Here is a 25882-nt window from a genome sequence, read left to right on the forward strand (position 1 = left end):
TGCGAAGAGTATAGTTATATCGACATTGGTGATTCAATATAACGTTGTTTGTTCTTCTTTCATAAAGAAAGAATGGTGGCTACTGCGGGATTTGAACCTGCGACCCCATCATTATGAGTGATGTGCTCTAACCAACTGAGCTAAGTAGCCATCTGAGAGCGAAGTAATATAATATAATCTCGCTTCCAATGCCATTATCTTTTTAAAGATAATTACACTTTAAATAGTGGCTGGGCTACCTGGATTCGAACCAGGGAATGCTGGCATCAAAAGCCAGTGCCTTACCGCTTGGCGATAGCCCAACAATGATATCACTTAAGATATCTCAATATGGTGCGGTCGGAGAGACTTGAACTCTCACACCTCTCGGCGCCAGAACCTAAATCTGGTGCGTCTACCAATTCCGCCACGACCGCTTTACTTTCCTAAAAACTCTTGTCGTTAATAAACATGTATTTAATAACAAACAGAGTGCTTAGGAAATGGTGGCTACTGCGGGATTTGAACCTGCGACCCCATCATTATGAGTGATGTGCTCTAACCAACTGAGCTAAGTAGCCATTTCCAAATTGTCGTTCATTTCGAGACGTTGCCGCTTCGTTGTGAACGGGGCGCATTATGCGTAGTTGAGCGAAACCCGTCAACTTTTTTTTTGAATAAATCGCGAATAAACATCTGTTCGGTTTCTTTTTAGGCAAAGAGGCGTATTTGTCGACAAAAAACAGGTCAAAAAGGCGATATATATAGGAAGTTAAGTTTCTGATGAGGGGCAATTTAGAAAGGGGAAAAACAAAAAGGCCAGTGAATTCACTGGCCTTTTTTCTAGATGTTTAATCAGAATTATACGTTGAAGCGGAAGTGAACAACGTCACCATCTTTAACAATGTATTCTTTACCTTCAAGGCGCCATTTACCTGCGTCTTTCGCTCCGCTCTCACCGTTAAATTCGATGAAGTGATCAAATCCAACAACTTCAGCACGGATGAAACCTTTCTCGAAGTCTGTGTGGATCTTACCCGCTGCTTGTGGCGCAGTTGCACCTACAGGGATTGTCCAAGCACGAACTTCTTTAACGCCAGCTGTGAAGTAAGTTTGAAGAGTCAGTAGTTCGTAACCAGAGCGGATCACTCGGTTAAGACCTGGCTCTTCGATACCCATATCCGCTAGGAACTCTTCGCGATCTTCGTCGTCAAGTTCAGAAAGCTCAGATTCGATTGCTGCACAAACAGCAACAACTACGTTGTTTTCGTTTTCAGCGTATTCACGAACAGCGTCTAGGTATGGGTTATTTTCAAAACCATCTTCTGCAACGTTTGCGATGTACATTGTTGGCTTAAGCGTTAGGAAGTTTAGGTAGCCGATTGCTGCCGCTTCTTCTTTGCCAAGTTCAACAGTACGCGCCATCCCACCTTCTGTTAGAACTGGAAGTAGCTTTTCTAGTACAGTGATTTCGAATTTAGCGTCTTTGTCGCCGCCTTTTGCTTTCTTCGCGTTACGTTGAATTGCACGCTCACAACTGTCTAAGTCAGCCAGTGCAAGTTCAAGGTTGATCACTTCGATATCTTCGATTGGAGATACTTTGCCAGCAACGTGAACAATGTTTTCATTTTCAAAGCAGCGCACAACGTGACCGATAGCGTCAGTTTCACGGATGTTAGCTAGGAATTTGTTACCAAGACCTTCACCTTTAGATGCGCCAGCTACTAGGCCCGCGATATCTACGAATTCCATTGTCGTTGGAAGGATCTTCTGTGGATTAACAATTTTTGCTAATGCATCTAAGCGTAGATCTGGAACCGGAACGATACCTGTGTTTGGTTCGATCGTACAAAATGGAAAGTTTGCTGCTTCGATGCCTGCTTTAGTCAGTGCGTTAAACAGAGTTGACTTACCAACGTTTGGTAGACCAACGATGCCACATTTAAAACCCATGATATAAACCTTATTCTGCTTTGAACGTATGTAAGCGATTTTGTGCTTTTGGTAGGCCATCTTTCAATAAGATGTCTAGGCTGCGAACCGATTCGTCAACGACGGCCTCGATACACTCTTGCTCTTTTTGAGGAGCTTTGCCTAATACATAACCTGCAACTTTATCTTTGTGTCCTGGATGGCCAATGCCTAATCTAAGACGATAGAATTCTTTATTGTTACCCTGTTTGCTGATGATGTCTTTCAGACCATTATGTCCACCATGACCACCACCTTTTTTAAACTTTCCAATACCAGGAGGCAGATCTAACTCGTCGTGAGCGACCATGATCTCTTCAGGTTTAATTTGGTAGAACTTTGCTAAGGCTGCAACTGCTTTGCCTGACAAGTTCATAAAAGTAGTTGGGATCAGCAAACGAAGATCTTCACCGTGAACCATGATACGACCCGTTAGGCCAAAGAACTTTGGTTCGTTCTTTAGTGTCACGTTATGTACACGCGCTAATTCTTCAACTACCCAAGCACCCGCATTGTGGCGAGTTTTGGCGTATTCTGGACCTGGATTAGCCAGTCCAACGAGAAGTTTTATTTGTTGGCTCAAGGTATGGATCTCTCTTGGGATTTCAAAAAGCGCCGTATGATATCACAGTTTATGAAAAAGGTGCGAGCTAGCTGATAGCTGCGCGATTATTCCTGTTTGTGATAACTAGTAGGGCAATATTACTCAGACATAAAAAAAGCACTTCATTGAATGAAGTGCTTAATGTTTTTCTCTCACGTGTTTCTAAAACAAAGCTATTGAGCTCTGATTAGTTGAACATCGCTGAGATTGATTCTTCGTTGCTGATACGACGAATCGCTTCAGCAAGCATGCGAGAAAGGCTAAGTGTTGTCACTTTACCAGTCGCAGCCATCTCTGGAGATAGAGAGATAGAATCCGTTACGATAACTTGGTCTAGAACAGAGTTCTTGATGTTGTTCGCAGCAGTACCAGAGAAAACAGCGTGAGTTGCGTAAGCGAATACACGCTTAGCACCGCGCTCTTTAAGTGCTTCAGCTGCTTTACATAGTGTGCCACCTGTATCGATCATGTCATCAACGATAACACAGTCACGGCCTTCAACATCACCGATTAGGTTCATTACTTCAGAAACGTTAGCACGTGGACGACGCTTATCAACGATAGCGATGTCAACATCACCTAGCGCTTTAGCCGTTGCACGAGCACGTACAACACCACCAAGATCTGGAGAAACCACAACTGGGTTTTCTAGGCCACGGTTAGCCATGTCTTCTAGAAGAACTGGAGTACCGAAGATGTTATCAACTGGTACATCGAAGAAGCCTTGGATTTGCTCTGCGTGTAGGTCGATAGTAAGAACGCGGTCAACGCCAACGTTAGAAAGGAAATCTGCAACAACTTTTGCAGTAATTGGCACACGAGCAGAACGTACACGACGATCTTGACGGGCATAACCGAAGTAAGGGATTACAGCAGTAATACGGCCAGCAGAAGCACGGCGCATTGCGTCAATCATTACCACCAATTCCATAAGGTTGTCATTGGTTGGTGCACAAGTTGATTGAATCAGGAATACATCGCTACCACGAACGTTTTCATTGATTTGAACAGCGACTTCGCCATCAGAAAAACGGTCTACAGTAGCATCGCCAAGAGAGATGTATAGACGATCAGCAATACGTTGGGCTAGTTCAGGTGTTGCGTTACCAGCAAATAGCTTCATATCAGGCACGGTGGAAACCTCGGGTTGCGTCCAGTTTTAAATAGATTGTGGGTGGGCTGATTGGTATTCAGCCAGAGTTTCTTTTAAAGGAGAAATGTTTCTTCCTTTCGCTACGAAAGCGGAAACTGTGTCAGGCAGTTGTTCTCGCACCAATTCGGCGTCTTTTTCGCTGTTAAATTCAGCAAAAACGCACGAACCTGTGCCAGTCAATCTCGACGGCGCGTATTGTAGCAGCCATGAAAGTTGCTTATCAACCTCTGGGTACAGCATTCGCACAATTTTTTCGCAATCGTTTACGTATTCTTGCTCTAGAAGCGTTGATAGCGCTCGCTTTGGCGTGTTTCGAGTTAATTCTGAATGTGTGAATATGTCTACAGTTGCTATGCTCACTTGAGGTTTAACCACAAGATACCATTTCTCATCCGGATTAGCTGGCTGTAGCTGTTCTCCAACGCCTTCAGCAAAGGCGGCGTAGCCTCGAACGAAGACAGGAACGTCAGCACCAAGCTTCAAACCGATCTTAGCGAGCTGATCATCCGAGAGGTTGAGTTGCCATAAATAATTCAGGGCGACCAACACGGTTGCTGCGTTTGAAGAGCCTCCACCAATACCACCACCCATAGGCAGCACTTTCTTGAGTTCAATATCCGCACCGAAAGAGGTCGATGTGTATTGTTGAAGGGCCGTAGCCGCTTTCCAAATAAGGTTGTCTTCTGTAGCAACGCCCGGAATTGCAGGGCTTATTGTGATCGCACTTGTTTTTTTATTTGCAGTGACCGTCAGTTCATCACCAAAATCGACAAACTGAAATAAGGTTTGAAGTTCGTGATAGCCATTGTCACGTCGACCAGTGATATAGAGAAATAAATTCAGTTTAGCCGGAGAGGGCCAATGGGTTGGCGTTGTTATCATTTTTTCAGTGTCCACTTCGAAACTACAATGTTGATTTTGTTCTCGTTTTGCTTGAATGACAATCGAGTAGGGAGTGGGATTGTCTCTACTTTTGCGTTGTCTTCATTCGATAGTTGCTTACTCGGCATCTCTGTATTGCGATAGTTAGCAAAATTCAGTGTCCATAATTGACTGCTGACTTGTTTGGACAGAGATTCAAGCGTGTTGGTGCTGTTGAGTTGATAGGAATCGGCTTGGTCTGGAATGCCAAGGAACCATTGTGGTAGATGATCAATGGGGATCTGTAAGCCTGTCAGCTGCTCAACCAAGATTGAAGCACTCGCATGAGTAAAGATTTGGTCATCATAGGTCACGACTTTTGCACCCGATGGATCAATGGTTAGGTTCAATGCGGTTTGACCGAGAAACGTCGTAAGCCTTAATTGACTTTTATTTGGAGAGTGCTTCCAAATGAAATTGAGGCTTTGGCGTTGCTCTGGGGAAATGTAAGCGAGCTTGCCTGACGCTTGATAGTTTTCTATCTGTAAAAGCCGATCTTGGTGACTTTGCCACTCGACGCTGGTTGGTTGTTCTGGGGTAGACGAGCAACCCACCATAATTATGGTCATAAAAATAAGAGACGTGATTTTGAGAAGCTTGCTCATATTTGCTCACAACTTGTTCAAATTTATCTAAAAAACGCTTCAACTATAGCATTGAATTCACGAAGTCAGGAAAACAAATCCCGCTTGCTCTTTAAATAGAGCCATGCATCAAGTAAAATTCGCCCCTTGTTTCCATTCCCTGATCGAGAACTTCTGATACATGTCTTTGCTTGCCGTAGGTATCAATCACAATACAGCGTCGGTTGAATTGCGAGAAAAAGTCGCTTTTGGTCCAGATAAATTATCTGAGGCACTCAAGCAACTTAACGCAAATGCACACGTAAATGGAAGTGTCATACTTTCTACCTGTAATCGAACTGAAGTGTATTGTGACGTCAAAGGCGTGGCAAAAAACAAGTTGATCGATTGGTTGTCAGTTTTCCATCAAGTTAGCCCTGAAGAGCTAAAACCAAGCCTTTATATCCATGAAGAGCAGGCTGCGATTAAACATTTAATGCGTGTAGCTTGTGGTTTGGACTCTTTAGTATTGGGCGAGCCACAGATCTTAGGTCAGGTGAAGCAAGCTTATACAGACTCGCGAGAGAACAAATCTGTTGATGCTTCAATGGAAAAACTGTTCCAGAAATCATTCTCTGTCGCGAAGCGTGTTCGAACTGAAACGGAGATCGGCGGAAGCGCGGTTTCGGTTGCTTACGCAGCTTGTACGTTAGCCAAGCACATATTTGAATCGATTGCCGATTCAACCGTGTTATTGGTGGGGGCGGGTGAAACGATTGAGTTGGTGGCTAAGCATCTTTCAGCAAATGGCTGTACCAAGATGATAGTGGCTAACCGAACTCGTGAGCGTGCTTTAGGGCTGGCTGAAGAGTTTGGTGCTGAAGTGATCAGCCTAAATGAGATCCCTGATCATCTGCATCGAGCGGATATCGTGATCAGCTCAACCGCCAGTCCGTTACCGATTATAGGTAAGGGTATGGTAGAGACCGCGCTGAAGACGAGAAAACATCAACCTATGTTATTGGTTGATATTGCGGTTCCGCGTGATGTGGAATCTCAGGCCGGCGAATTAAACGACGCCTACCTTTATTCTGTGGATGATCTGCAGTCGATTGTTGATGGCAACATTGAACAACGCAAAGTGGAAGCGATTCAAGCGGAAGCAATAGTTAGCGAAGAAAGTGCGGCATTCATGAGTTGGATGCGTTCACTGCAAGCAGTAGACAGTATTCGTGACTACCGTAAATCGGCCAACGAAATCCGAGAAGAATTATTAAGTAAGAGTTTACAATCACTTGCCGCTGGCGGTGACCCTGAAAAAGTCTTACTTGAGCTAAGCAATAAGCTCACAAACAAATTGATCCATGCTCCAACGCGCGCACTTCAAAGTGCAGCAGAGCAAGGAGAACCTGCAAAATTAATGGTCATTAGACAGAGTTTGGGCTTAGAAAACCCTCAATAATATTAGACCTCCAACAGAATAAGACATTATGAAAGCCTCGATTCTAGTAAAGCTTGAAACACTTGTTGAACGCTATGAAGAAGTTCAACATCTACTTGGTGATCCAGATGTAATCGGGAATCAAGACAAATTCCGTGCACTTTCTAAAGAGTACTCTCAACTAGAAGAAGTGACGGCTTGCTTCCAGTCATACCAGCAAGCTCAAGAAGATCTAGAAGCTGCTGAAGAGATGGCGAACGAAGATGACGCTGAAATGCGTGAAATGGCTCAAGACGAAATCAAAGACGCAAAAGCGGCGATTGAACGTTTGACTGATGAGCTACAGATTCTTCTGATTCCAAAAGATCCAAACGATGAGCGCAACTGTTTCCTTGAAATCCGTGCAGGCGCGGGTGGTGATGAAGCGGGTATCTTCGCGGGCAACCTGTTCCGTATGTACTCTAAGTTTGCTGAGAAGAAAGGTTGGCGCGTTGAAATCATGAGCAGCAATGCTTCTGAACAAGGCGGCTACAAAGAGATGATCGCTAAGGTAAGCGGCGATGCTGTTTACGGCACCATGAAGTTTGAGTCGGGCGGTCACCGTGTACAACGTGTACCTGAAACTGAATCTCAAGGCCGTGTTCACACGTCAGCATGTACAGTTGCAGTTATGCCTGAGATCCCAGAAGCTGATCTGCCTGAAATCAAAGCGGGCGATCTTAAAATTGATACTTTCCGTGCATCAGGCGCGGGTGGTCAGCACGTTAACACCACGGATTCAGCAATCCGTATTACTCACTTACCAACGGGTACAGTAGTAGAGTGTCAGGACGAGCGTTCTCAGCATAAAAACAAAGCGAAAGCGATGGCTGTTCTTGCTGCTCGTATTGTTCAAGCAGAAGAAGAGCGCCGCGCGGCAGCTGTTTCTGATACACGTCGTAACCTATTAGGTTCTGGTGACCGTAGTGACCGTATTCGTACGTACAACTACCCACAAGGTCGTGTTTCGGATCACCGTATCAACCTTACTATCTACCGTCTTAACGAAGTACTTGAAGGTGACATGCAAAGCTTGCTTGATCCTGTACTTCAAGAGCACCAAGCCGATCAGCTTGCTGCACTTGCAGAGAACAACTAACCTGTATGCAGTCAACATATACGGTTGAAAGTGCTTTAAAAGCAGCAATCGTAAAGCTTCAAGAGGGTGATAACACATCACCCTCCATTGATGCAGCGGTACTGCTTTGTCACGCCTTAGATAAACCAAGATCTTACCTACTGACTTGGCCTGAGAAGCATCTCACCTCAGAGCAAGAGTCTGAATTCAATGCCCTTCTAAAACGTCGCTTAACCGGTGAGCCTGTGGCTTACATTATCGGTGAGCGTGAGTTTTGGTCACTACCGTTAAAAGTTTCCCCTTCTACCTTAATCCCACGCCCAGATACCGAGCGTTTGGTTGAGGTGGCTTTGGATAAAACCTACGGCAAGCAAGGTGCGATTCTAGATTTAGGGACAGGTACAGGTGCTATCGCGTTAGCATTGGCGTCAGAGATGCCGAACCGACAGGTAACGGGTATTGATCTTCGCCCTGAAGCGCAGCAGCTGGCGACAGAAAATGCGAAGCGCTTAAACATCACCAACGCTACTTTCTTGCACGGAAGTTGGTTTGAGCCTTTGAGCTCTGAAGAAACTGTGAAGTTCTCTCTGATTGTTTCTAACCCGCCATACATTGAGAAGAATGATCCTCATTTGTCTCAAGGCGATGTGCGTTTTGAGCCGATCACAGCACTGGTTGCTGAAGAGAAAGGGCTTGCAGATATTCGATACATTTCTGAAAACGCACGCGGCTTTTTAGAAAACGAAGGCTGGTTAGCGTTTGAGCACGGTTACGACCAAGGTTTGGCAGTGCGTGAGATAATGCAGGCGCTTGGTTATCTCGATGTTGTCACAGAGAAAGATTACGGTGGTAATGACCGAGTGACATTGGGTCGTTACTGTTCATAGTTAGTGACTGTTCATAGATAGTGACTGTCCATCGGCTGCGGTTAATCGTCTTGTGAGCAATAGATGATGAACTTGCTAAATTGATACCTTTAACTCGACAATACATTTCACCCGATGATGCATTTAACGCAGAAATACAGAGCATTAACGGGTATTGTGTGGCTCGTGTTAATGAAGCACATATAAAAATATAAAGGAATACCATGTACGAAGGTTTAAAACATTTTCACCTATTAACGATTGCGATAAGCGCGCTACTTCTTTCGGTTCGTTTCGCTCTTATGATGGCTAACTCTCCAAAGCTTAAGCATCCTTTCTTGCAGCGTTTTCCTCATATCAATGACTCGTTGCTACTGCTATCGGGTATTGGTTTGATTTTTATCACTGGCTTTATTCCATTTACACCTGCAGCACCATGGTTAACTGAAAAACTAACCTGTGTTATGGCTTACATTGCATTGGGCTTCTTTGCACTTAAACTAGGTAAGAACAAGCTATTGAGAGTTTTCTCTTTCTTCGGTGCACTTGGCTGGTTAGCAATGGCAGGCAAAATCGCAATGACCAAGACGCCAACATTTTTCGGTTAATTATCTCCTTATTTTCGGTTAACTATCTATGTACGAATTTTTTGATGAAGACTTTGACCAGCTAGAATTAGCTGAAGGTGCATTGATCTTAAATAAAGCGATTAACCCAGAAACTCAAGACAGTTGGGCTGAGCAAGAGCTGGCAAGATTGTTTAAAGAAGCTGAGTTTGCTTTGGTTCATGAAACCGACGAACAGCAGAAGTTTGAGTCTTTTATTCGACTATTCTTCTACGAGTGGGGTTTTGCTGGCGATAAGGACGCGTACTTCTCTTCAGAAAACGCATTCATTGATAAAGTGCTTGAGAGAAAGAAAGGTATTCCAGTGAGTCTGGGGGCGATCTTTCTTTTTCTAGGTCGCAAGCTAGGCTTTCCTGTAGAGGGCGTCTCTTTCCCAACTCAATTCTTACTTAAAGTAAGCTGGTACGGGCAAGCTGCGGCCTACATTAACCCTTATAACGGTGAGTACGTTGGCGAACAAACGTTGCGAGCATGGTTAATTGGGCATGATGGCCCATTAGCTAAGGTGAAACCTGAGCACTTGGAAGTCGCCGACCATCCAACAATTATTGGTAAGTGGTTAGCCCTGCTCAAGAGTGCACTGCTGCGAGAAGAGCGTTATACACTTGCATTGAAGTGTACCGATCTGGCGTTAACGTTTGTGCCGGATGACCCGTATGAAATCCGTGACCGCGGTTTTATCTATCAGCAGCTAGACTGTCATCAAGTGGCTGCAACGGATTATCAATACTTTATCGACCAATGCCCAGATGACCCGGCATCTGAGTTACTGAAATCTCAAGTGAACGTCATGAACGAAAAGACAGTGGTTGTTCACTAATTAATAATTATTTAGAGAGAATATGATGGAACAGAAAACAGTTCACATTGGCGATATGCCAATTGCTAACGACAAGCCATTTACGCTATTTGCAGGCATGAACGTTCTTGAATCTCGCGATCTCGCTATGCAGATCTGTGAGCACTATGTAAAAGTAACCGAGAAGCTGGGCATCCCTTACGTATTTAAGGCGTCTTTCGATAAAGCGAACCGAAGCTCAGTTCATTCATACCGTGGTCCAGGGATGGAAGAAGGTCTTAAAATCTTCCAAGAGCTGAAAGACACTTTCGGCGTGAAGATCATTACTGATATTCACACAGAAGCTCAAGCTCAGCCTGTTGCAGATGTGGTTGATGTAATCCAACTACCTGCATTCCTAGCTCGTCAAACTGACCTTGTTGAAGCAATGGCTAAGACTGGCGCAGTAATCAACGTTAAGAAGCCTCAGTTCATGAGCCCGAACCAAGTTGGCAACATCGTTGATAAGTTCGCTGAGTGTGGTAACGACAACATCATCCTTTGTGAGCGTGGCGCTTGCATGGGTTACGACAACCTAGTAGTTGATATGCTTGGCTTTGGCGTAATGAAGAAGTCTTCAAACGGTAGCCCAATCATCTTCGATGTGACGCACTCTCTACAAATGCGTGACCCATCAGGTGCTGCATCTGGCGGCCGTCGTGAGCAAACGGTTGAGCTTGCTAAAGCGGGTCTTGCGACAGGTATTGCGGGTCTGTTCATTGAAGCTCACCCTAACCCAGACCAAGCTCGCTGTGATGGCCCATCTGCGCTACCTCTAGACAAACTAGAGCCGTTCTTGAAGCAGATGAAAGCACTGGATGACCTTATCAAAGGCTTTGAGCACATCGATATTAAATAGCTGAAGCTGATGTTAAATAACTCGCTAATGTGAATGAGTTAAAGTGGTTATTTAACGATATCAAATAAACGCCCAACTCTAAGAGTTGGGCGTTTTTGTTTATCTGGGTATCAGTTCGTTTCGTTGTGCGCTTATCTGTTCTTTTGAGCGCTAATTAGCGCTAGATGATTAAATCCTTGTTAACAGAATCTTTGACTCCCTAAGAAATAACCATGAGTGTGTGAGGTCTGTCCTGTTTACAGTAAATTACTGATGTTCATCACACTTTATAAGTAAACGATTGCCTGTGATGCAGGGGAAGTTTGAGTGTAATCTCATAATTTTGTTACACTTAACTGTTGATCTATGCGTGACCAATTCGACATAAATATGAAATCGTCGTGTTACATCTAGAATGTTAATTTAAGATTAGTCATGTTGAAGTCTTATTGTTCGAACTCCAGGAAAGGGGTCGCAATAGATTATAAAAAGCAGTGGATTCCCCTAAAAAGTTCAAAGGTATGACAATGAAGCAACGCCTTATTCTAAAGACAGCACTAAGTGCTGCAATCCTAGCTACTTTAGCTGGGTGTGCGTCTCAATCAGATCATGATTGGAACCAAGACGAAACTTACAAGCTAACGATTCTTCACACAAACGATAACCATGGTCGTTTCTGGCAGAATAAATACGGCGAATACGGCATGTCTGCGCGTAAAACGCTTGTTGACCAACTTCGTTCAGAAGTTGAAGCAGAAGGCGGTAGCGTGTTGCTTCTATCTGGCGGTGACATCAACACGGGTGTTCCAGAGTCAGACCTTCAGGACGCAGAACCTGATTTTAAAGGTATGAACAAAATTGGTTACGATGCAATGGCATTGGGTAACCACGAGTTTGATAACTCTTTAGACGTACTACAAAAGCAGATCGACTGGGCTAACTTCCCAATGTTATCTGCAAACATCTACGATAAAGCGACAGGCGAACGTAAATTCCAAGCGTACGAAATGTTTGAAAAGCAAGGCATCAAGATTGCGGTTATTGGTTTAACAACTGAAGATACCCAAAAGATTGGTAACCCTGAATTTATCGCAGGCATCGATTTCCGTGACCCTAAAGAAGAAGCGAAGAAGCTAATCGCTGAACTTAAAGAAACAGAAAAACCGGATCTAATCTTTGCTGTGACTCACATGGGTCACTACGAAAATGGCCAACGTGGTGTTAACGCTCCGGGTGATGTTGCACTCGCTCGTTACCTAAACGAAGGCGATCTAGACATGATCGTTGGTGGTCACTCTCAAGAGCCTGTATGTATGGAAGGCCCTAACGTAGCGAAGAAAAACTTCAAGCCGGGTGATGAGTGTAAGCCTGACGTACAGAACGGTACTTACATCGTTCAAGCTCATGAGTGGGGCAAGTACGTAGGCCGTGCTGATTACGAATTCCGTAACGGCGAACTAGAGATGGTGAGCTACGATCTGATTCCAGTTAACCTTAAGAAGAAAGTTAAGATTGACGGTAAGAAGCAACGTGTTCTTATTCAAGATGAAATCGCACAAGACCCAGAGTTACTTGAATTCCTACGTCCTTTCCAAGAGCAAGGTCAAGCACAGCTAGAAGTTCAAATTGCTGAAACTAATGGCAAGCTTGAAGGCGACCGTAACGTTGTTCGTTTCCAACAGACTAACCTAGGTCGTTTGATTGCAACGTCTCACATGGAGCGTGCAAAAGCAGACTTCGCTGTGATGAACTCTGGTGGTGTACGTGATTCAATTGAAGCCGGTGATGTGACTTACAAAGACGTACTAACAGTACAACCTTTTGCAAACATCCTGACTTACACAGACATGACGGGTAAAGAAGTTCTAGATTACCTAAATGTAGTGGCGACTAAACCAATCGATTCTGGTGCTTACGCACAGTTTGCTGGTATCTCAATGACAGTGGCAAACGGTGAAGTATCGAATGTATTCATCGGTGGTAAACAGCTTCGTTTAGATGAAACATACCGCTTCACGGTGCCAAGCTTCAACGCAGCTGGTGGTGACGGTTACCCTAAACTGTCTGACCACCCAGGTTACGTAAATACTGGTTTTGTTGATGCTGAAGTACTGAAAGAGTACCTAGAAGCAAACAGCCCGGTTGACGTGAACAAGTACGCGCCTTCAGGCCAAATGGTTTACAAGTAATTGAATCCAAGCAATTGTATCAATAGGTGTTAAATTAGATTGACTCTAGCACCATGATAAATTTAACTAAAGCGACGCCTCGGCGTCGCTTTTTGTTTATCTATCGTTTGGATTTGTTATGACCCCTGCAATCAATCTCGCCAAGAAAAAGAAAATCGCTCATAGTGTGCATCAGTATCATCATGATGCGAATAATACCAACTATGGATTGGAAGCCGTTGAAGCGCTGGGTCAGGACCCAAAACGTGTGTTCAAAACGCTTTTGTTCTGTTTGAACGGTGTCGCTAAAGATTTGGCGGTTGCCGTTATTCCTGTCGATCAGAAGCTAAACTTAAAGCTTGCAGCGAAAGCGGCGAAGGGCAAAAAAGCGGAGATGGCTGATCCAGATATTGCTCAGAAAACCACGGGTTATGTTGTTGGTGGAATTAGTCCTCTTGGACAGAAAAAAGCACTACCTACCTTTGTTCATTCAAGCGCTACCGATTTTGAAACTATCTGTGTGAGTGCAGGGAAGCGCGGGCTAGAGATTGAGTTAGACCCGAAAGATTTAGTAAAACTGACTCGAGGCCAGTTTGCTGACCTATGTTTATAGATTGTCGTCATCATGACGATAAAACTATCGAATGACCAACAAAAACGCCCGCTAGACTAATCTAGCGGGCGTTTTTATATCGAGTGTCTCGTCTTACTGATTCTGACTACTTCTTAAGACCTAAAGTACCACCAACACGCTTTGGTGCAGGTTTGTTCGGTCTGTTTGAATCTTGGCTGCGGTTTGCCGGTTTACCGCTTCTACGATCGGTATTGTCGCGATCGGTACGATTGCGATCCGAACGGTTTCTATCTGAATTAGAGCGCTCTGAACGAGAGTTTGATTTCCAGTTCTCGGTATTACCACCGCTTTCACCGTTCGACGAATTGCGGCCACGCTTTGAATTAGGCGCATGACGGAATTCATCCGCATTGTTACCGCGGTAAGTGCGAGTACGGTTCTCTTTTTGATTGCGACGTGCTGTTGAAGTTTGGTTCTCTTCACGGCTGTCAAAAAGTTTCGCGTCAGTCGCTTTACGAATACGTTGACCTTTCGCGTTCATTTTTGACGCATCTTCCGTACTTACTGAACCTTCACACATCGCCAAGATCTCGGTGATCTCTTCGTCGCTCAGGTAGCGCCATTTGCCGTTAGGAATACCGTCTAGTGAGATATTCATAATACGAACACGGCGCAGCTTAAATACTTCGTAACCGAGCGCTTCACACATACGGCGAATTTGGCGGTTAAGGCCTTGTGTTAGTGTAATTCGGAATGAGAACTTGGTCTCTTTCTCGACCTTACATGGCAAGGTAACAGTATCGAGAATATGGACACCAGCGCCCATTTGCTTCAAAAACTCAGTCGTAATCGGCTTATCTACACGCACCACGTATTCTTTCTCGTGATTGTTACCTGCACGTAGGATTTTGTTTACGATGTCGCCATCGTTGGTCAAGAAGATAAGGCCATCAGAAGGTTTATCTAAGCGGCCAATAGGGAAAATACGCTTGTGGTGGCCGATAAAGTCGACGATGTTGCCAGGAATATCACGCTCAGTCGTACAGGTGATACCTGTTGGTTTATTAAGAGCAATGTAAATCGGCTTCTCTTTTGAGCGAACAGGCTTATTGTCGATCTCAACATCATCACCTGGCAAGACTTTAGTGCCCATCTCAGGGATCTTACCGTTAATAGTAACTCGGCCTGCATCAATGAGTTTATCGGCTTCGCGGCGTGAGCAAAAACCAGTTTCACTGATGTATTTATTAAGGCGTTTAGCTTGGGATTCTTGTGACATGATATTCTCTTAGCGTTTCACAACGGAAATATAAATAAACAAAAAGCAACCTTTGGATAGTTGCTTTGAGTTGGAATTCGTTAACTGAGGCAATTTTAGCACTTGGTGTGAGTCTAGGCACGAAATATCGATCCTGATGCAAAATCGTTATTCGCCCGTTTATCTATCTCAACCTATTAACTGGTGCGCTTTTGATGGCGCTCTCTGTTCTCTAGCTTTTTCTCATTACTCTTTCTGAGCATGACATAGACAGCGCCCGTACCACCATGAAATTGCTGAGCAGAATGAACACATTGAACGTCGTTGATTTGCGTGAGCCAATTTGCCACGTAGCTTTTCATCATTGCTGGTGGGTTCGAACGCTCTCCCTTACCGTGAACAATGATGACGGTACGAACATCCATTCTTAAACACTGACGCAAAAATGAAAGCACTTCGTTACGTGCGTCTTTCAGTGTTTTTCTATGAAGGTCGAGCTTGGCTTGAATAGGGTATTTGCCTAGGCGCAGCTTTTTGTATACGCCTTCTTGTACACCGTCTTTTTTATAAGCAACGACATCGTCTGGCTTGATCATTGGCGAATAGTCTAATGATAAGTAGTCTTTCTCGTCGTCAGACAGCCACATAGCGGCTTCACGCTTAGCAAGGTGAGATTCTGTGACTCGGTGTACTTTTTGGTGTTCAGCGGTGTCATGGTCGATACGTTTAACATCGCCCATCATTTCTTGGAATAGATCTAAGTCGTCATCATGAGACATATTGTGTATCTCAAGTTGGGAAGGATAGGGTAAGTATACCTAAGTTGAGGCTGGGTTTAAAAATGAAAAAACCGGAGAAGACAATAAGTCTGCTCCGGTGCAAAGCGTTTTTACATTTATTTATAGAACAAAGTAATACTTATAAAGTAAATGATTTAGGCTGAGCGATTCTAGTGAGGAGATTTTTCAGTCATAACTTTGTAGATGAAGAAGCCTCCATAAAACATCATCAGACCCAGAGCCCCGAAGATTACTATCATTGAAGATAGTCCCACCGCATTACCAAATAGGAGATCTAGCCAAAAGTCCATATGTATACCTCAAAGTTATATGACACGGGTTAGTGTATTAAGTGGTGTTATCAATTCACTGATCTGGATCAATTCTGTTTCATAAGTTAAATACTTGTTGGTAACTGTGTGTTTTTCGTCACATCAAGCGAGTTGTTGTATGTCTTTTGTTCGAACGATTGGAATTCACAATAAATATGAGAAAAAGCGCTTGCGGATAAATTCAGAATCCGTATTATACGCTCCATCGACAGGCAATCAGCCAGTTAGATATCTCGGTGAATAGCGCAGCTTGGTAGCGCATCTGGTTTGGGACCAGAGGGTCGGGGGTTCGAATCCCTCTTCACCGACCACATTAAAGAAAGCCGTAGCAGAGATGCTACGGCTTTTTTGCATTTGGGTTTTATGGTTTGATTTGGTTTAGAACCCAAGCGGGGTTCGCCTGATGTTCAAAACAAGCTCTTCATCTACAACATTTAGAAAGCCTGCTCATTGAGCAGGCTTTCGTCGTTTCAGGGGAAGGGAAATGGGATTTGAACCTAGGTGGGGTTCGCCTGATGTTCAAAATAGCTCTTCACCGACCACATAAAAGAAAGCCGTAGCACTCTTTGTAGTAGAAGGTGCTACGGCTTTTTTGCTTTCCGGTATGTACGTCATTCCCTAGAGCGAGTCGGGAATCTCTTGTTGTTCTAAATGCCCTTTATAGAGACAAGGGTTGACCCAATAGCCAGTAGCCAGTAGCCCCAAACCTGTTTACTTGACATCACAGGTGATGTTTTTGATTGGAGTCTCTGAAGTGACAAAGCAAACATACGCTTCAACAGGGTTATTTGGACCAATTCGAATGTAACCTGCTTGTACTTCATCTTCGTTAAAAGTCACCGAGTGAGAGTTACCCGTCTTGCCATCGTAAAAGCTTGCTTCAAAATTACTATTCATTTGGCTTGCGATACGGTTGCGTGTTGTAGACGTCGTGAACGTAATGTTCGCGCATCGCATTGGTGGCTTCTCAGTAATCAAGAACTGTCCGCTTTCTTTATCTAAGACACCGCCTTTAGCATCAGGTTGAATATCTATAGCCTGAAACTGTTCAATGGTGCACGTTTCTTTGGCTGAGGCTATTGAGGGCATCAGCATCGTGAGGGCTAAAGGGAAAGCAAAAAGTACTGGTTTCATTCGAACAACGCCGTAGGTAGAAAGAGCGAAAGATAATAGCACCCCAATGGTGCTATTAAATGTAATGATTCTGTTATTAGATAATGCTTATATTAGGAGAAGGTCATGGCTTCGAGTTGAACTAGCTGTCGTCACTAATCTCAAATTGACACTGAGCCTGTTGGCTTTGTGATTGTTGTGTGACATTAAAACCTTTCTCTTTTAACAACTGCAAAAGGTTACCTTCGCCAACTAGGTGCAAGGCACCAACCACAATCAAGTAGTTCCCTTTTGAGTCGAGTTTCCAATCATTGGCTGCTAGTTTGTTTGCCCAGTCTATGTTTCGATCGGCTAAAAATGCTTTCTCTAGTTCAGGCGACATCTCAGAGAGCTTTGCGAAGGCTTCCAGTTTTGCTAAATCACCCGCCTTCCAGCTTTCTATTAGGCAATGAACCACACGATCAGTTTGGTCAAATTCCTTAAGGCTACTGACTAACCACTCCTTACCGTCGTCCTTCTGTTTTGTCATCAAGTCTATTTGGAATTGAAGAGGCTCTAAGCTGATCACCGGGACATCTTGGATAGTCGCTTTGTAAGCTAGCGTCGCATCAACGCCTCCTGCGGACCCATAACCAAGATTTTTTAACTGCTGCATCTGTATGGAAAGAGATGTCGCCCAAGGCGGTGAGCTAAGCAGTTGTTGCGTCGGCATATCCAATGATTTTGAGATGTCGATTAATAATTGCAGCTGTTCTTCATTGAGTACATCGGCTGTAGTGAGTTTGTTGCGGGGATATACAACGCCATCAGATTTTCTGATATCCGTTTCGATAACTAACCCATCACTGTTTTTTAGCGTGTCGGTGATCGCTGAAGGAAGTGGGTACATACTCTCGTCCCCAACGTGCACAGAACCTAAGATAGTGAGTGTCAGTTCATCCTTTTTTGCTTGCCAATAAAGAGGCTCGGCGAGCGCTTGCCTTGCTGAAAAAGCGAAAACGAATAAAACCATGTACCAGAGTGGGCGCAAAGGGAGCTCCTTTAGGAAGTATTAAACTCGTTAAAATCGATTTTGACGGTGTTTTTTAACGGTTTTTTTTGAGAACGATGTCACGTTGTTTGTACGAAAAGTATAACAACCCGAACAAACTCTTAAACCTTTCTCTCTATCAACGACACGATTTTATGAAATCCTTTAAAAAGATTGTGATTTAATTCTCAATTTTTACGTCAAAATTAAAATGACGGAAGTGTCGATGCTTGTAACTTGATGATTTTATTTAAATTAAATTTATCAATATTTTTGAGATTTGAAGCCGATCACTTTATTAGCTCGATTTAATTCACGGTAAAAAATAAGCCCATATAGTTTATCTAACTTTCGAAGCGCTCCAATTTGCTTCTTACTCAATTTTTAATTTATGGGTGAATACGATGTTGAAGAGAAACTTACTATCTGTAGCGGTATTGGCTGGCCTAACAGGTTGTGCAGTAACGCAAGCACCAGAACAAAAAGTAGTGAATGCACTGGCTGATAATCTTGATGTTCAGTACGAAATTCTAACTAACCATGGTGCGAATGAAGGCTTGGCTTGTCAGGACCTAGGTGCTGAATGGGCGTCATGTAATAAAGTGAACATGACGCTAACCAATGACGGTGAAGCGATTGACTCTAAAGATTGGAGCATCTACTTCCACAGTATTCGTCTTATTTTAGATGTTGATAATGAGCAATTTAAGATCACTCGCGTAACCGGCGACTTACACAAGCTAGAACCTACTGAAAAATTTGATGGCTTTGCGGCTGGTGAAGAAGTGGTTCTTCCGTTAACGAGTGAATACTGGCAACTGTTTGAAACTGACTTTATGCCAGGTGCATTCGTGACGGCGCCAAACGCAGAACCTAAGATGATTGCATCATTGAATACAGAAGATGTTGCGTCGTTCGTAACGGGTCTAGAGGGTAACAACCTGAAGCGTACGCCTGATGATAACAACGTGATGGCTACCGCAGTGACGCGTTTCGAAAAGAATGCAGATCTGGCAACTCAAGATGTATCAACAACGCTATTGCCAACGCCACTGTCGGTAGAAGCGGGTGAAGGTTCAGTGAGTATTGCTCGTGGTATTGCCCTACCAAAAGACGTATTCGATGCTGAGCAGTTCGCTGCAATTGAAGAACGTGCAGATGTGGTCAACGTAGATGTGAGTGGTGACCTTCCTGTAAGTGTTGCCGTTGTTCCTACTCAGTTTACGGGTGATTTAGCAAAATCTGGCGCTTATGAACTAAGCATCTCGGAAGAGGGGATTGCGATTAAAGCGTTTGATAAAACGGGTGCTTTCTACGCAGTTCAGTCTATTTTTGGCCTAATAGATAGTCAGAACGCTGAATCATTACCACAACTGTCGATCAAAGATGCACCGCGCTTTGATTACCGTGGTGTGATGGTGGATGTAGCTCGAAACTTCCACTCAAAAGATGCCATCCTAGCAACGCTAGACCAAATGGCGGCATACAAGATGAATAAACTGCACCTTCACCTAACAGATGATGAAGGCTGGCGTTTAGAAATTCCAGGTTTACCAGAGCTAACGGATGTAGGGTCTAATCGTTGTTTTGATTTGGAAGAGCAAAGCTGTTTACTGCCTCAGCTAGGGTCAGGTCCAACAACAGACAACTTTGGCTCTGGTTTCTTTAGTAAAGCGGATTACGTCGAGATCTTAAGCTACGCAAAAGCGCGCAGCATCGAAGTAATTCCAGAAATTGATATGCCAGCACACGCTCGTTCTGCTGTGGTGTCGATGGAAGCGCGTTACACTCGTCTAATGGCGGAAGGTAAAGAAGCGGCAGCAAATGAATACCGCTTGATGGATCCACTAGATACATCGAACGTAACCACGGTTCAGTTCTACGATAAGCAAAGCTTCATTAACCCATGTATGGAATCTTCGACGCACTTTGTTGATAAAGTGATCTCTGAAGTGGCAGCAATGCACCAAGAAGCGGGTGTTCCGCTAACGACTTGGCACTTTGGTGGCGATGAAGCGAAAAACATCAAGTTAGGCGCTGGCTTACAAGATATTAATGCAGAAGATAAAGTGGCTTGGAAAGGTAACATTGACTTGTCTAAGCAAGATAAGCCATTCCAACAGTCTCCACAATGTCAGAAATTAATTGCAGACGGTACAGTAAGTGATTTCGGTCACCTGCCAAGCCACTTTGCAGAAGAGGTGTCTAAGATTGTTGCTGAGAAGGGCATTCCAAACTTCCAAGCTTGGCAAGATGGCCTTAAGTACAGTGAAGGTGAGAATGCGTTCGCAACAGAAAACACACGCGTTAACTTCTGGGACGTTCTTTACTGGGGGGGCACATCATCAGTGTACGAGTGGTCTAAGAAAGGTTACGACGTGATCGCTTCTAACCCAGACTACGTGTACATGGACTTCCCATATGAGGTTGACTCGAAAGAGCGTGGTTACTATTGGGGTACTCGTGCAACCGATACTCGTAAAATGTTTGGTTTTGCACCAGAGAATATGCCTCAAAACGCGGAAACATCTGTAGACCGCGATGGCAACGGCTTTATTGGCAAAGGTGAAATCGAAGCGAAACCTTTCTACGGTCTATCAGCACAGCTTTGGTCTGAGACAGTACGTAACGATGAGCAATATGAATACATGGTGTTCCCTCGCGTACTAGCAGCAGCAGAGCGCGCATGGCACCGAGCAGATTGGGAAAACGACTACAAGGTTGGCGTTGAATACTCTCAAGAAACTAACCTAGTGAATAAGCAAGCGCTAAACAGCGACTTCAATCGCTTCGCCAATATCGTGGGTCAACGTGAACTGGCTAAGCTTGAAAAAGCGGGCATTGATTACCGACTACCCGTGCCGGGCGCTCTGGTTGTGGATGGTAAGTTAGCGATGAACGTTCAATTCCCAGGTGTAGAGCTTCAATACTCAGCAGATGGTGAAAAGTGGCTAACGTATGATGAGCAACAACGTCCATCGGTCTCTGGTGAAACTTACATCCGCTCTATTTCAGAAAGTGGTGAGAAAGTAAGTCGAGTTACCTCAGTTAAATAATCGATAAGCACTATTAGTAAAAGAGCTCCTGACCTTTATCTTATTCAAGATAAAACGGGAGCTCTTTTTGTTTGATGCGAATTAGGTGTTTATCCAAAACTGAAACATATAGAAATCGCCTTTGTTTATATCGTCAACAATGCACATAAGGTGACTTTAATCCCAAAAGTGACGCGCTTCTCATTATTCTCTTCAAAAAATAAGTCCCCTGTAAAAAACTCTAAATCAGATGTGATTCAACTATCTGAATCTAATTTTTCTTCATGAAATAACGTGATCCCGATCTGTATATTTTTCCATCTTGAGTTTTTTATCAATTTTTATGTTTTTAAATTATTGATTTTAAAGAGTTAAATAGCTTGTCTTTTTTTGATAGTGAGAGGGATCACTCTGTCGCCCCTTTTATTTTGAAACGCAAATTAATTCGAGCAACATAGATTTCATGCCAGGGAGGCGACCAACTACTCAAGCGGTGAAGGTGAATGATGTACCGAAGATATGCCGCTGAAAAAATCAAACTAAGGCAGTTTACTATGAAAAAAATTATCGCTCTAAGTGCTCTTTCTCTTGCTTTCGCTTCTAGTGCTTTTGCTGGTTCTTCTTACGTTACAGGTAACGTTCAATTTCACTCTGATTTCCAACCAAACGCTACGTCTACGCTAGAAGCGGGCCACACGTTTGATTCAGGTACAACGCTACTAACAGAGTTTGATGGTATCTCTCTTGGTAAGTACGACAACGACGCAATCCAAGATAGCGGTCTAGGTAACTCTCCATACATCACTCTTGGTGTTGAGCAGATGTACAACATCAACGACAACCTATGGGTTGCTGCTGGTTACCACCACCTACTAAACAACGGCGAAACGGTTCAGTATCGTCCATTAGTTAAGATCGGTTATAACTTCGACAACGGTATCTCTATCAGCAACCGTACTCGTTACCACGCAATGGAAGACAGCAAAGCTGACGACCAAACTCGTTTTGATAACCGTATCGGCTATGCAGTAAATGCTGAACTAGCGCTTAGCTACAACAACGTATACGTAATCAGCGATGCTGACAACACAATGGACCACGAGCTTCGTGCTACATGGACTCGTCAAGGTGTTCAACCTTACTTTGAGTACCGTAACCAAGCTGATAATGCTAACAACGCATTCGTATTCGGTGCTTCTTACGGCTTCTAAGCTGATTCGCTTAGCTGTTTAGTCGATTCGATTATTAGCTGAATGAACTTCTTTGTTAAATAGCTTGCTAGCTAATTAGCGAGGGGAACATAGCGGTATCAACAGCCCGGTTAGTGCCGCGACAAGATTTGCTTTACTGTCCAAAAGCAAAGAGCCTAGCAAGTAAACCACAGTCTTGGGTTTACTGAATGCTAGGCTCTATTTTTATGACTTCTTTTTTATAGTTGTGTGTTGGTCTGTTTAGGTTCTATTTCCCGTTGTAGTGACGGTATTCAAACACCTGACCTTTTTCATTAAACGCATACACAGAATACTCGTCTTTCTTATCGCCATACTCCATGCCTGGTGAGCCCATTGGCATACCCGGAACCGCCAAACCAATCGCATTACGTGGTGGGTTTTCTAAAAAGGCTTTTACGTCTTCTGCTGGAATGTGACCTTCAAATACATAACCGTCGATCTCTGCGGTGTGGCAAGAAGCCAGCTCTTGTGTTACGCCTAACTTTTGCTTGATAGGGTTCATATCATCGTGGAGCTTCTCTGTTACATCGAACCCGGAATCACGCATATGCTCCGTCCATTCAGTGCAGCAGCCGCAATATGGAGATTTATGGTTTAGCACATCAGTAGCCAAAGCCTGTCCTGAAATTGCAGCGAGTGCAGTAAGAGTCATAACTTTACGAATCATGGTTAACCTCATGAATATGGTTATTATTGATATTAGAATGAGTGGGTTTGAACAATCTCAGCCTGTTGGCGTTGCTTACCACAGTAATTGACGACATCGCCATTGCTGCACCTGCAACTACTGGGCTAAGCAAAAATCCAAAAAGTGGGTAGAGCACACCGGCTGCTATTGGAATGCCTAGCGAGTTGTAGATGAAGGCACCAAATAGGTTTTGCTTCATGTTTCTTACGGTCGCTTGAGATAGCTCGATCGCGTTGCTTACAGACAGTGGCGACGAGTTGAGGAGTGTCATTTGTGCACTTTCAATCGCAACATCACTGCCACTGCCCATTGCGATACCTATGTCGGCCTGAGCAAGCGCTGGTGCATCGTTAATGCCATCTCCAACCATAGCCACACTTTTATATTGTTGTTGAAGCTGAACAATATGCTGAGCTTTCTGCTCTGGTAGTACTTCCGAGATAACCTCATCAATACCGACGCTTTTGCCAATCGCTTGAGCAACAGAATCGTTGTCGCCTGTTAATAGCACAGTGTGAATTCCGGCGGATTTTAGTTGAGCAATGGCTTGTGTGCTATCTATTTTTAATGCGTCTGAAATGCCTAATATGCCTACCAGTTTTTGGTCGATGACTACGAAGATTGGCGTCCATGCTTGTGTACGGCAAAGTTCGATAAAGTCACGGCCTATTTGAGTATCCATACCAAGTTGGGTTAAGTATTTAAGAGAGCCGACTTGGACGTGTTTTCCGTTAATGTTGGCTTGTACTCCAAGGCCTCGGCGGTTTTCAAAGTCGCTGTGTGGGAGTGCTGAAACATGCAAGCTCTCTGCATATTGGCAAACGGCTTTGGCGAGTGGGTGCTCAGATCCTACTTCCACTGAATAAGCGTAAGCCAGTAATTCCCGTTCCGTTAGATTAGGGTAAAACGCCTGCTGAACGCTTGGTTTACCTTGGGTTAGAGTGCCTGTTTTATCAAATACAACAGCATCGATTTTGCTTGCAGATTGCAACACATCGGCGTCTTTGATCAGAACGCCAAACTCAGCCGCTTTACCAACGCCGACAGTAATCGAAAGCGGTGTGGCTAAGCCTAATGCACATGGACAAGCGATGATCAGCACAGTGGTCGATACAACAAGCATGTAACTGGCACTTGGCTGTGGGCCTACAAAAAACCAAACTAGGGCTGCAACAGCTGCGATCGCGACTACAACTGGTACGAAAATGGCAGATATAGAATCGGCTAGTTTCGCAATTGCTGGTTTGCTGCTTTGTGCTTGGCGAACCATTTGAATGATTCTAGCCAACATGGTGCTTGAGCCAATTCCTGTCGCTTCAATAACTAAGCTGCCATCACCATTAATAGTGCCCGCTGAAACGCCATCACTCATCGATTTAACGTTGGGAAGTGGTTCACCGGTCAACATGGATTCATCGATGTAAGACTCACCCGATACCACAACACCATCAACTGGCACTTTCTCACCCGGTTTGACGCGTACTTGCATGCCTACTTGGATAGCTTCTACAGCAATAGTTTGTTCTTTGCCATCGACAATCACCACCGCTTTTTGAGGTTGTAGGTTAATCAAAGCTTGTAGTGATTTTGTGGTGCGAGCTTTGGCTTTGGCTTCAATGTAGTGGCCCAAAGAAATTAGACCAACGATCATCGCACTCGCCTCAAAGTAGACATGGCGAGAGGCCTCAGGGAACCATGACGGAATCAACACAACTAGCATGGAGTAGAACCATGCTGCGCCTGTACCCAAAGCAACTAACGTATCCATGGTCGCGCGCTTGTGCATCAGTGATTGCCAAGCATTGGTGAAGAAGCTACGACCTGAAGTGGCTAGCAGTACCAAACAGACGACACCGATTAAGCCCCAAGCCAATTGGTCGTTAAATGTAGCAATAGTCATGCTGCCACCAAACAGACCCCACGCCATCAGCGGAGCACCGATAAGCAGCGCGCTTACCGAATTTTTTAGGAAAGCTTTTTGGGTACGAAGTTGTTGTTCTTGCTGTTTTTGTTGTTGAGTCGCCGCGTCATCAACGAACTCTGCACCATAACCTGCGGTTTTTACGGATTCTATTAGCGCGCTTTCGATGACGTCTCGTGTTTTAGAGGTGAAAACTAAGGCTGTCTGTTCTGCGAGATTGATCTGAGCTTGGTCGACGAACTCATTCTTTTTCAGTGCTTTCTCTACCGAAGAAACACAACTCGCACACGTCATTCCCTCAAGAACAAGGTGATAGGTATATTGGCTAGCAGCAGGTTTATCTTGTGTCGGCTCCACTGGCGCTGTTTTTTTATCGTATTCTGAATCTGAATTAGATAAAGGCTCATTAACTTCTGAGTAGGAAGCCGCGTGATAACCCACGCTTTCGATCAACTCAATAAGCTCGGGTTCTGAAAGCTGAGTAACCAAGGACAATTCATGTTTGCTGATTTCTAGGTCTGAGATTTGCTCGGTTTGTTCAAGTGCTTGAGTCAGCTTGCTAACGCACTTACCGCAGCTAAGACCGGATAACGAAAGGTGCAGTTTATTGCCCATGCTATAACCAAGCGTCGCCAACTGTTCGTTGAGTTGAACGTAATTAAATGGAGTCGAAATATCGATGTAGGTCGGCGATATATCATTGATCGTCGTGTTGTCGAGATCAGCAAACAGGGTGCGGACTTTCTTCGCACAACCCATGCAATTTAAGCCGTTGAGCGCGGTTGTGTAATGCTTCATATCGATACTCCAATTCTCATCTACGCCTAACATAAAC

At 44.2% G+C, this 25882-nt stretch carries 22 protein-coding genes and 5 tRNA genes; 11 read left to right on the forward strand and 16 right to left on the reverse strand.

Translation table 11 applies throughout. From position 1 onward, the window contains the following. Positions 1 to 73 precede the first annotated feature (73 nt). The 9 genes from CWO08_RS20670 to lolB all read right to left on the reverse strand — a co-directional run bounded on the left by CWO08_RS20670 (position 74) and on the right by lolB (position 5233). Positions 74 to 150: transfer RNA gene (locus CWO08_RS20670), tRNA-Met, on the reverse strand. Between the two features lie 77 nt (positions 151 to 227). Further along, positions 228 to 302: transfer RNA gene (locus tag CWO08_RS20675), tRNA-Gln, on the reverse strand. Between the two features lie 29 nt (positions 303 to 331). Next, a tRNA-Leu gene (locus tag CWO08_RS20680) sits at positions 332 to 416 on the reverse strand. Positions 417 to 483: 67 nt separating this feature from the next. Beyond that, positions 484 to 560, reverse strand: a tRNA-Met gene (locus CWO08_RS20685). 280 nt (positions 561 to 840) lie between these two features. Continuing rightward, the gene (gene ychF / locus CWO08_RS20690) at positions 841 to 1932 is read right to left on the reverse strand and encodes a redox-regulated ATPase YchF (protein ID WP_010439159.1); all 1092 of its coding nucleotides are present in this window, start codon (positions 1930 to 1932) and stop codon (positions 841 to 843) included. A gap of 10 nt (positions 1933 to 1942) precedes the next feature. Continuing rightward, a complete protein-coding gene (pth, locus tag CWO08_RS20695; protein ID WP_004739815.1) occupies positions 1943 to 2533 on the reverse strand; it encodes an aminoacyl-tRNA hydrolase in 591 nt (196 codons plus the stop codon). A gap of 208 nt (positions 2534 to 2741) precedes the next feature. Beyond that, a complete protein-coding gene (locus tag CWO08_RS20700; RefSeq protein WP_004739814.1) occupies positions 2742 to 3686 on the reverse strand; it encodes a ribose-phosphate pyrophosphokinase in 945 nt (314 codons plus the stop codon). A 27-nt stretch (positions 3687 to 3713) separates the two neighbouring features. Further along, positions 3714 to 4589, reverse strand: a complete 876-nt coding sequence (gene ispE / locus CWO08_RS20705) for a 4-(cytidine 5'-diphospho)-2-C-methyl-D-erythritol kinase (protein WP_048669175.1) — start codon at positions 4587 to 4589, stop codon at positions 3714 to 3716. Continuing rightward, the gene (gene lolB / locus CWO08_RS20710) at positions 4586 to 5233 is read right to left on the reverse strand and encodes a lipoprotein insertase outer membrane protein LolB (protein ID WP_108021011.1); all 648 of its coding nucleotides are present in this window, start codon (positions 5231 to 5233) and stop codon (positions 4586 to 4588) included. The genes ispE and lolB overlap by 4 nt, the downstream gene beginning before the upstream one ends. A 160-nt stretch (positions 5234 to 5393) precedes the next feature. Here lolB and hemA point away from each other — a divergent pair, with 160 nt between their 5' ends. The 8 genes from hemA (at position 5394) to ybaK (ending at position 13698) form a co-directional block, all read left to right on the forward strand. After that, entirely contained in the window at positions 5394 to 6653 is a 1260-nt protein-coding gene (hemA, locus tag CWO08_RS20715; RefSeq protein WP_108021012.1) for a glutamyl-tRNA reductase, read from the forward strand. A gap of 28 nt (positions 6654 to 6681) precedes the next feature. Further along, positions 6682 to 7770, forward strand: a complete 1089-nt coding sequence (gene prfA / locus CWO08_RS20720; RefSeq protein WP_019821589.1) for a peptide chain release factor 1 — start codon at positions 6682 to 6684, stop codon at positions 7768 to 7770. Positions 7771 to 7775: 5 nt separating this feature from the next. Further along, positions 7776 to 8636: a peptide chain release factor N(5)-glutamine methyltransferase gene (gene prmC, locus CWO08_RS20725; RefSeq protein WP_055319832.1), complete on the forward strand. Its 861-nt coding sequence runs from the start codon at positions 7776 to 7778 to the stop codon at positions 8634 to 8636. Between the two features lie 203 nt (positions 8637 to 8839). Further along, on the forward strand, positions 8840 to 9223 hold the full coding sequence (locus tag CWO08_RS20730) for a SirB2 family protein (protein WP_102431678.1): 384 nt from the start codon (positions 8840 to 8842) through the stop codon (positions 9221 to 9223). Positions 9224 to 9251: 28 nt separating this feature from the next. Next, positions 9252 to 10061, forward strand: coding sequence for a SirB1 family protein (locus tag CWO08_RS20735; protein WP_017069620.1), 810 nt, complete (start codon positions 9252 to 9254; stop codon positions 10059 to 10061). Positions 10062 to 10083: 22 nt separating this feature from the next. After that, the gene (gene kdsA / locus CWO08_RS20740; protein WP_017069619.1) at positions 10084 to 10938 is read left to right on the forward strand and encodes a 3-deoxy-8-phosphooctulonate synthase; all 855 of its coding nucleotides are present in this window, start codon (positions 10084 to 10086) and stop codon (positions 10936 to 10938) included. A 506-nt stretch (positions 10939 to 11444) separates the two neighbouring features. Then, positions 11445 to 13106, forward strand: a complete 1662-nt coding sequence (ushA, locus tag CWO08_RS20745) for a bifunctional UDP-sugar hydrolase/5'-nucleotidase UshA (protein WP_108021013.1) — start codon at positions 11445 to 11447, stop codon at positions 13104 to 13106. Between the two features lie 118 nt (positions 13107 to 13224). Next, positions 13225 to 13698 carry a Cys-tRNA(Pro) deacylase gene (ybaK, locus tag CWO08_RS20750; protein ID WP_108021014.1) on the forward strand — a complete coding sequence of 158 codons (474 nt, stop codon included), beginning with the start codon at positions 13225 to 13227 and terminating at the stop codon, positions 13696 to 13698. A 106-nt stretch (positions 13699 to 13804) separates the two neighbouring features. Here ybaK and rluF read toward each other — a convergent pair whose 3' ends face one another. The 3 genes from rluF to CWO08_RS20765 all read right to left on the reverse strand — a co-directional run bounded on the left by rluF (position 13805) and on the right by CWO08_RS20765 (position 16007). Beyond that, positions 13805 to 14938 carry a 23S rRNA pseudouridine(2604) synthase RluF gene (gene rluF / locus CWO08_RS20755; protein WP_048659785.1) on the reverse strand — a complete coding sequence of 378 codons (1134 nt, stop codon included), beginning with the start codon at positions 14936 to 14938 and terminating at the stop codon, positions 13805 to 13807. 176 nt (positions 14939 to 15114) lie between these two features. After that, the gene (smrA, locus tag CWO08_RS20760; protein WP_017062320.1) at positions 15115 to 15696 is read right to left on the reverse strand and encodes a DNA endonuclease SmrA; all 582 of its coding nucleotides are present in this window, start codon (positions 15694 to 15696) and stop codon (positions 15115 to 15117) included. A gap of 170 nt (positions 15697 to 15866) precedes the next feature. Beyond that, positions 15867 to 16007: a DUF3149 domain-containing protein gene (locus CWO08_RS20765; RefSeq protein WP_017062321.1), complete on the reverse strand. Its 141-nt coding sequence runs from the start codon at positions 16005 to 16007 to the stop codon at positions 15867 to 15869. A 255-nt stretch (positions 16008 to 16262) separates the two neighbouring features. Here CWO08_RS20765 and CWO08_RS20770 point away from each other — a divergent pair. Continuing rightward, positions 16263 to 16339, forward strand: a tRNA-Pro gene (locus CWO08_RS20770). Between the two features lie 400 nt (positions 16340 to 16739). On the opposite strand, the gene CWO08_RS20775 is transcribed toward CWO08_RS20770, so the two are convergent. Together CWO08_RS20775 and CWO08_RS20780 are read right to left on the reverse strand one after the other, a co-directional pair. Then, on the reverse strand, positions 16740 to 17162 hold the full coding sequence (locus tag CWO08_RS20775; protein WP_048669169.1) for a hypothetical protein: 423 nt from the start codon (positions 17160 to 17162) through the stop codon (positions 16740 to 16742). A gap of 121 nt (positions 17163 to 17283) precedes the next feature. After that, complete coding sequence (locus tag CWO08_RS20780; protein ID WP_108021015.1) at positions 17284 to 18171, reverse strand: TraB/GumN family protein; 888 nt, start codon at positions 18169 to 18171, stop codon at positions 17284 to 17286. A 404-nt stretch (positions 18172 to 18575) separates the two neighbouring features. Between CWO08_RS20780 and CWO08_RS20785 the strand changes: the two genes are divergently transcribed. Continuing rightward, complete coding sequence (locus CWO08_RS20785) at positions 18576 to 21227, forward strand: beta-N-acetylhexosaminidase (protein WP_108021016.1); 2652 nt, start codon at positions 18576 to 18578, stop codon at positions 21225 to 21227. Positions 21228 to 21760: 533 nt separating this feature from the next. Then, positions 21761 to 22417: an oligogalacturonate-specific porin KdgM family protein gene (locus CWO08_RS20790; protein WP_019824160.1), complete on the forward strand. Its 657-nt coding sequence runs from the start codon at positions 21761 to 21763 to the stop codon at positions 22415 to 22417. 247 nt (positions 22418 to 22664) lie between these two features. Here the strand turns inward: CWO08_RS20790 and CWO08_RS20795 are convergent, their stop codons facing one another. Next, the gene (locus tag CWO08_RS20795; RefSeq protein ID WP_065675626.1) at positions 22665 to 23105 is read right to left on the reverse strand and encodes a DUF411 domain-containing protein; all 441 of its coding nucleotides are present in this window, start codon (positions 23103 to 23105) and stop codon (positions 22665 to 22667) included. Continuing rightward, positions 23095 to 25878 carry a copper-translocating P-type ATPase gene (locus CWO08_RS20800; protein ID WP_108021017.1) on the reverse strand — a complete coding sequence of 928 codons (2784 nt, stop codon included), beginning with the start codon at positions 25876 to 25878 and terminating at the stop codon, positions 23095 to 23097. Before CWO08_RS20800 ends, CWO08_RS20795 begins: the two co-directional genes overlap by 11 nt. Positions 25879 to 25882 lie beyond the last annotated feature (4 nt).

The organism is Vibrio sp. 10N.286.48.B8 (genome assembly GCF_003050085.1).
Classification (GTDB): domain Bacteria; phylum Pseudomonadota; class Gammaproteobacteria; order Enterobacterales; family Vibrionaceae; genus Vibrio; species Vibrio crassostreae.

Bases quoted from the DNA above. Each gene is read 5' to 3' on its own strand.
- CWO08_RS20795 (WP_065675626.1), bottom strand. From the start codon at position 23,105: ATGATTCGTAAAGTTATGACTCTTACTGCACTCGCTGCAATTTCAGGA.
- rluF (WP_048659785.1), bottom strand. From the start codon at position 14,938: ATGTCACAAGAATCCCAAGCTAAACGCCTTAATAAATACATCAGTGAA.
- ispE (WP_048669175.1), bottom strand. From the start codon at position 4,589: ATGATAACAACGCCAACCCATTGGCCCTCTCCGGCTAAACTGAATTTA.
- CWO08_RS20800 (WP_108021017.1), bottom strand. From the start codon at position 25,878: ATGTTAGGCGTAGATGAGAATTGGAGTATCGATATGAAGCATTACACA.
- CWO08_RS20775 (WP_048669169.1), bottom strand. From the start codon at position 17,162: ATGAAACCAGTACTTTTTGCTTTCCCTTTAGCCCTCACGATGCTGATG.
- hemA (WP_108021012.1), top strand. From the start codon at position 5,394: ATGTCTTTGCTTGCCGTAGGTATCAATCACAATACAGCGTCGGTTGAA.
- lolB (WP_108021011.1), bottom strand. From the start codon at position 5,233: ATGAGCAAGCTTCTCAAAATCACGTCTCTTATTTTTATGACCATAATT.
- ushA (WP_108021013.1), top strand. From the start codon at position 11,445: ATGAAGCAACGCCTTATTCTAAAGACAGCACTAAGTGCTGCAATCCTA.
- prfA (WP_019821589.1), top strand. From the start codon at position 6,682: ATGAAAGCCTCGATTCTAGTAAAGCTTGAAACACTTGTTGAACGCTAT.
- CWO08_RS20765 (WP_017062321.1), bottom strand. From the start codon at position 16,007: ATGGACTTTTGGCTAGATCTCCTATTTGGTAATGCGGTGGGACTATCT.
- kdsA (WP_017069619.1), top strand. From the start codon at position 10,084: ATGATGGAACAGAAAACAGTTCACATTGGCGATATGCCAATTGCTAAC.
- CWO08_RS20790 (WP_019824160.1), top strand. From the start codon at position 21,761: ATGAAAAAAATTATCGCTCTAAGTGCTCTTTCTCTTGCTTTCGCTTCT.
- CWO08_RS20785 (WP_108021016.1), top strand. From the start codon at position 18,576: ATGTTGAAGAGAAACTTACTATCTGTAGCGGTATTGGCTGGCCTAACA.
- smrA (WP_017062320.1), bottom strand. From the start codon at position 15,696: ATGTCTCATGATGACGACTTAGATCTATTCCAAGAAATGATGGGCGAT.
- ybaK (WP_108021014.1), top strand. From the start codon at position 13,225: ATGACCCCTGCAATCAATCTCGCCAAGAAAAAGAAAATCGCTCATAGT.
- ychF (WP_010439159.1), bottom strand. From the start codon at position 1,932: ATGGGTTTTAAATGTGGCATCGTTGGTCTACCAAACGTTGGTAAGTCA.
- CWO08_RS20735 (WP_017069620.1), top strand. From the start codon at position 9,252: ATGTACGAATTTTTTGATGAAGACTTTGACCAGCTAGAATTAGCTGAA.
- prmC (WP_055319832.1), top strand. From the start codon at position 7,776: ATGCAGTCAACATATACGGTTGAAAGTGCTTTAAAAGCAGCAATCGTA.
- CWO08_RS20730 (WP_102431678.1), top strand. From the start codon at position 8,840: ATGTACGAAGGTTTAAAACATTTTCACCTATTAACGATTGCGATAAGC.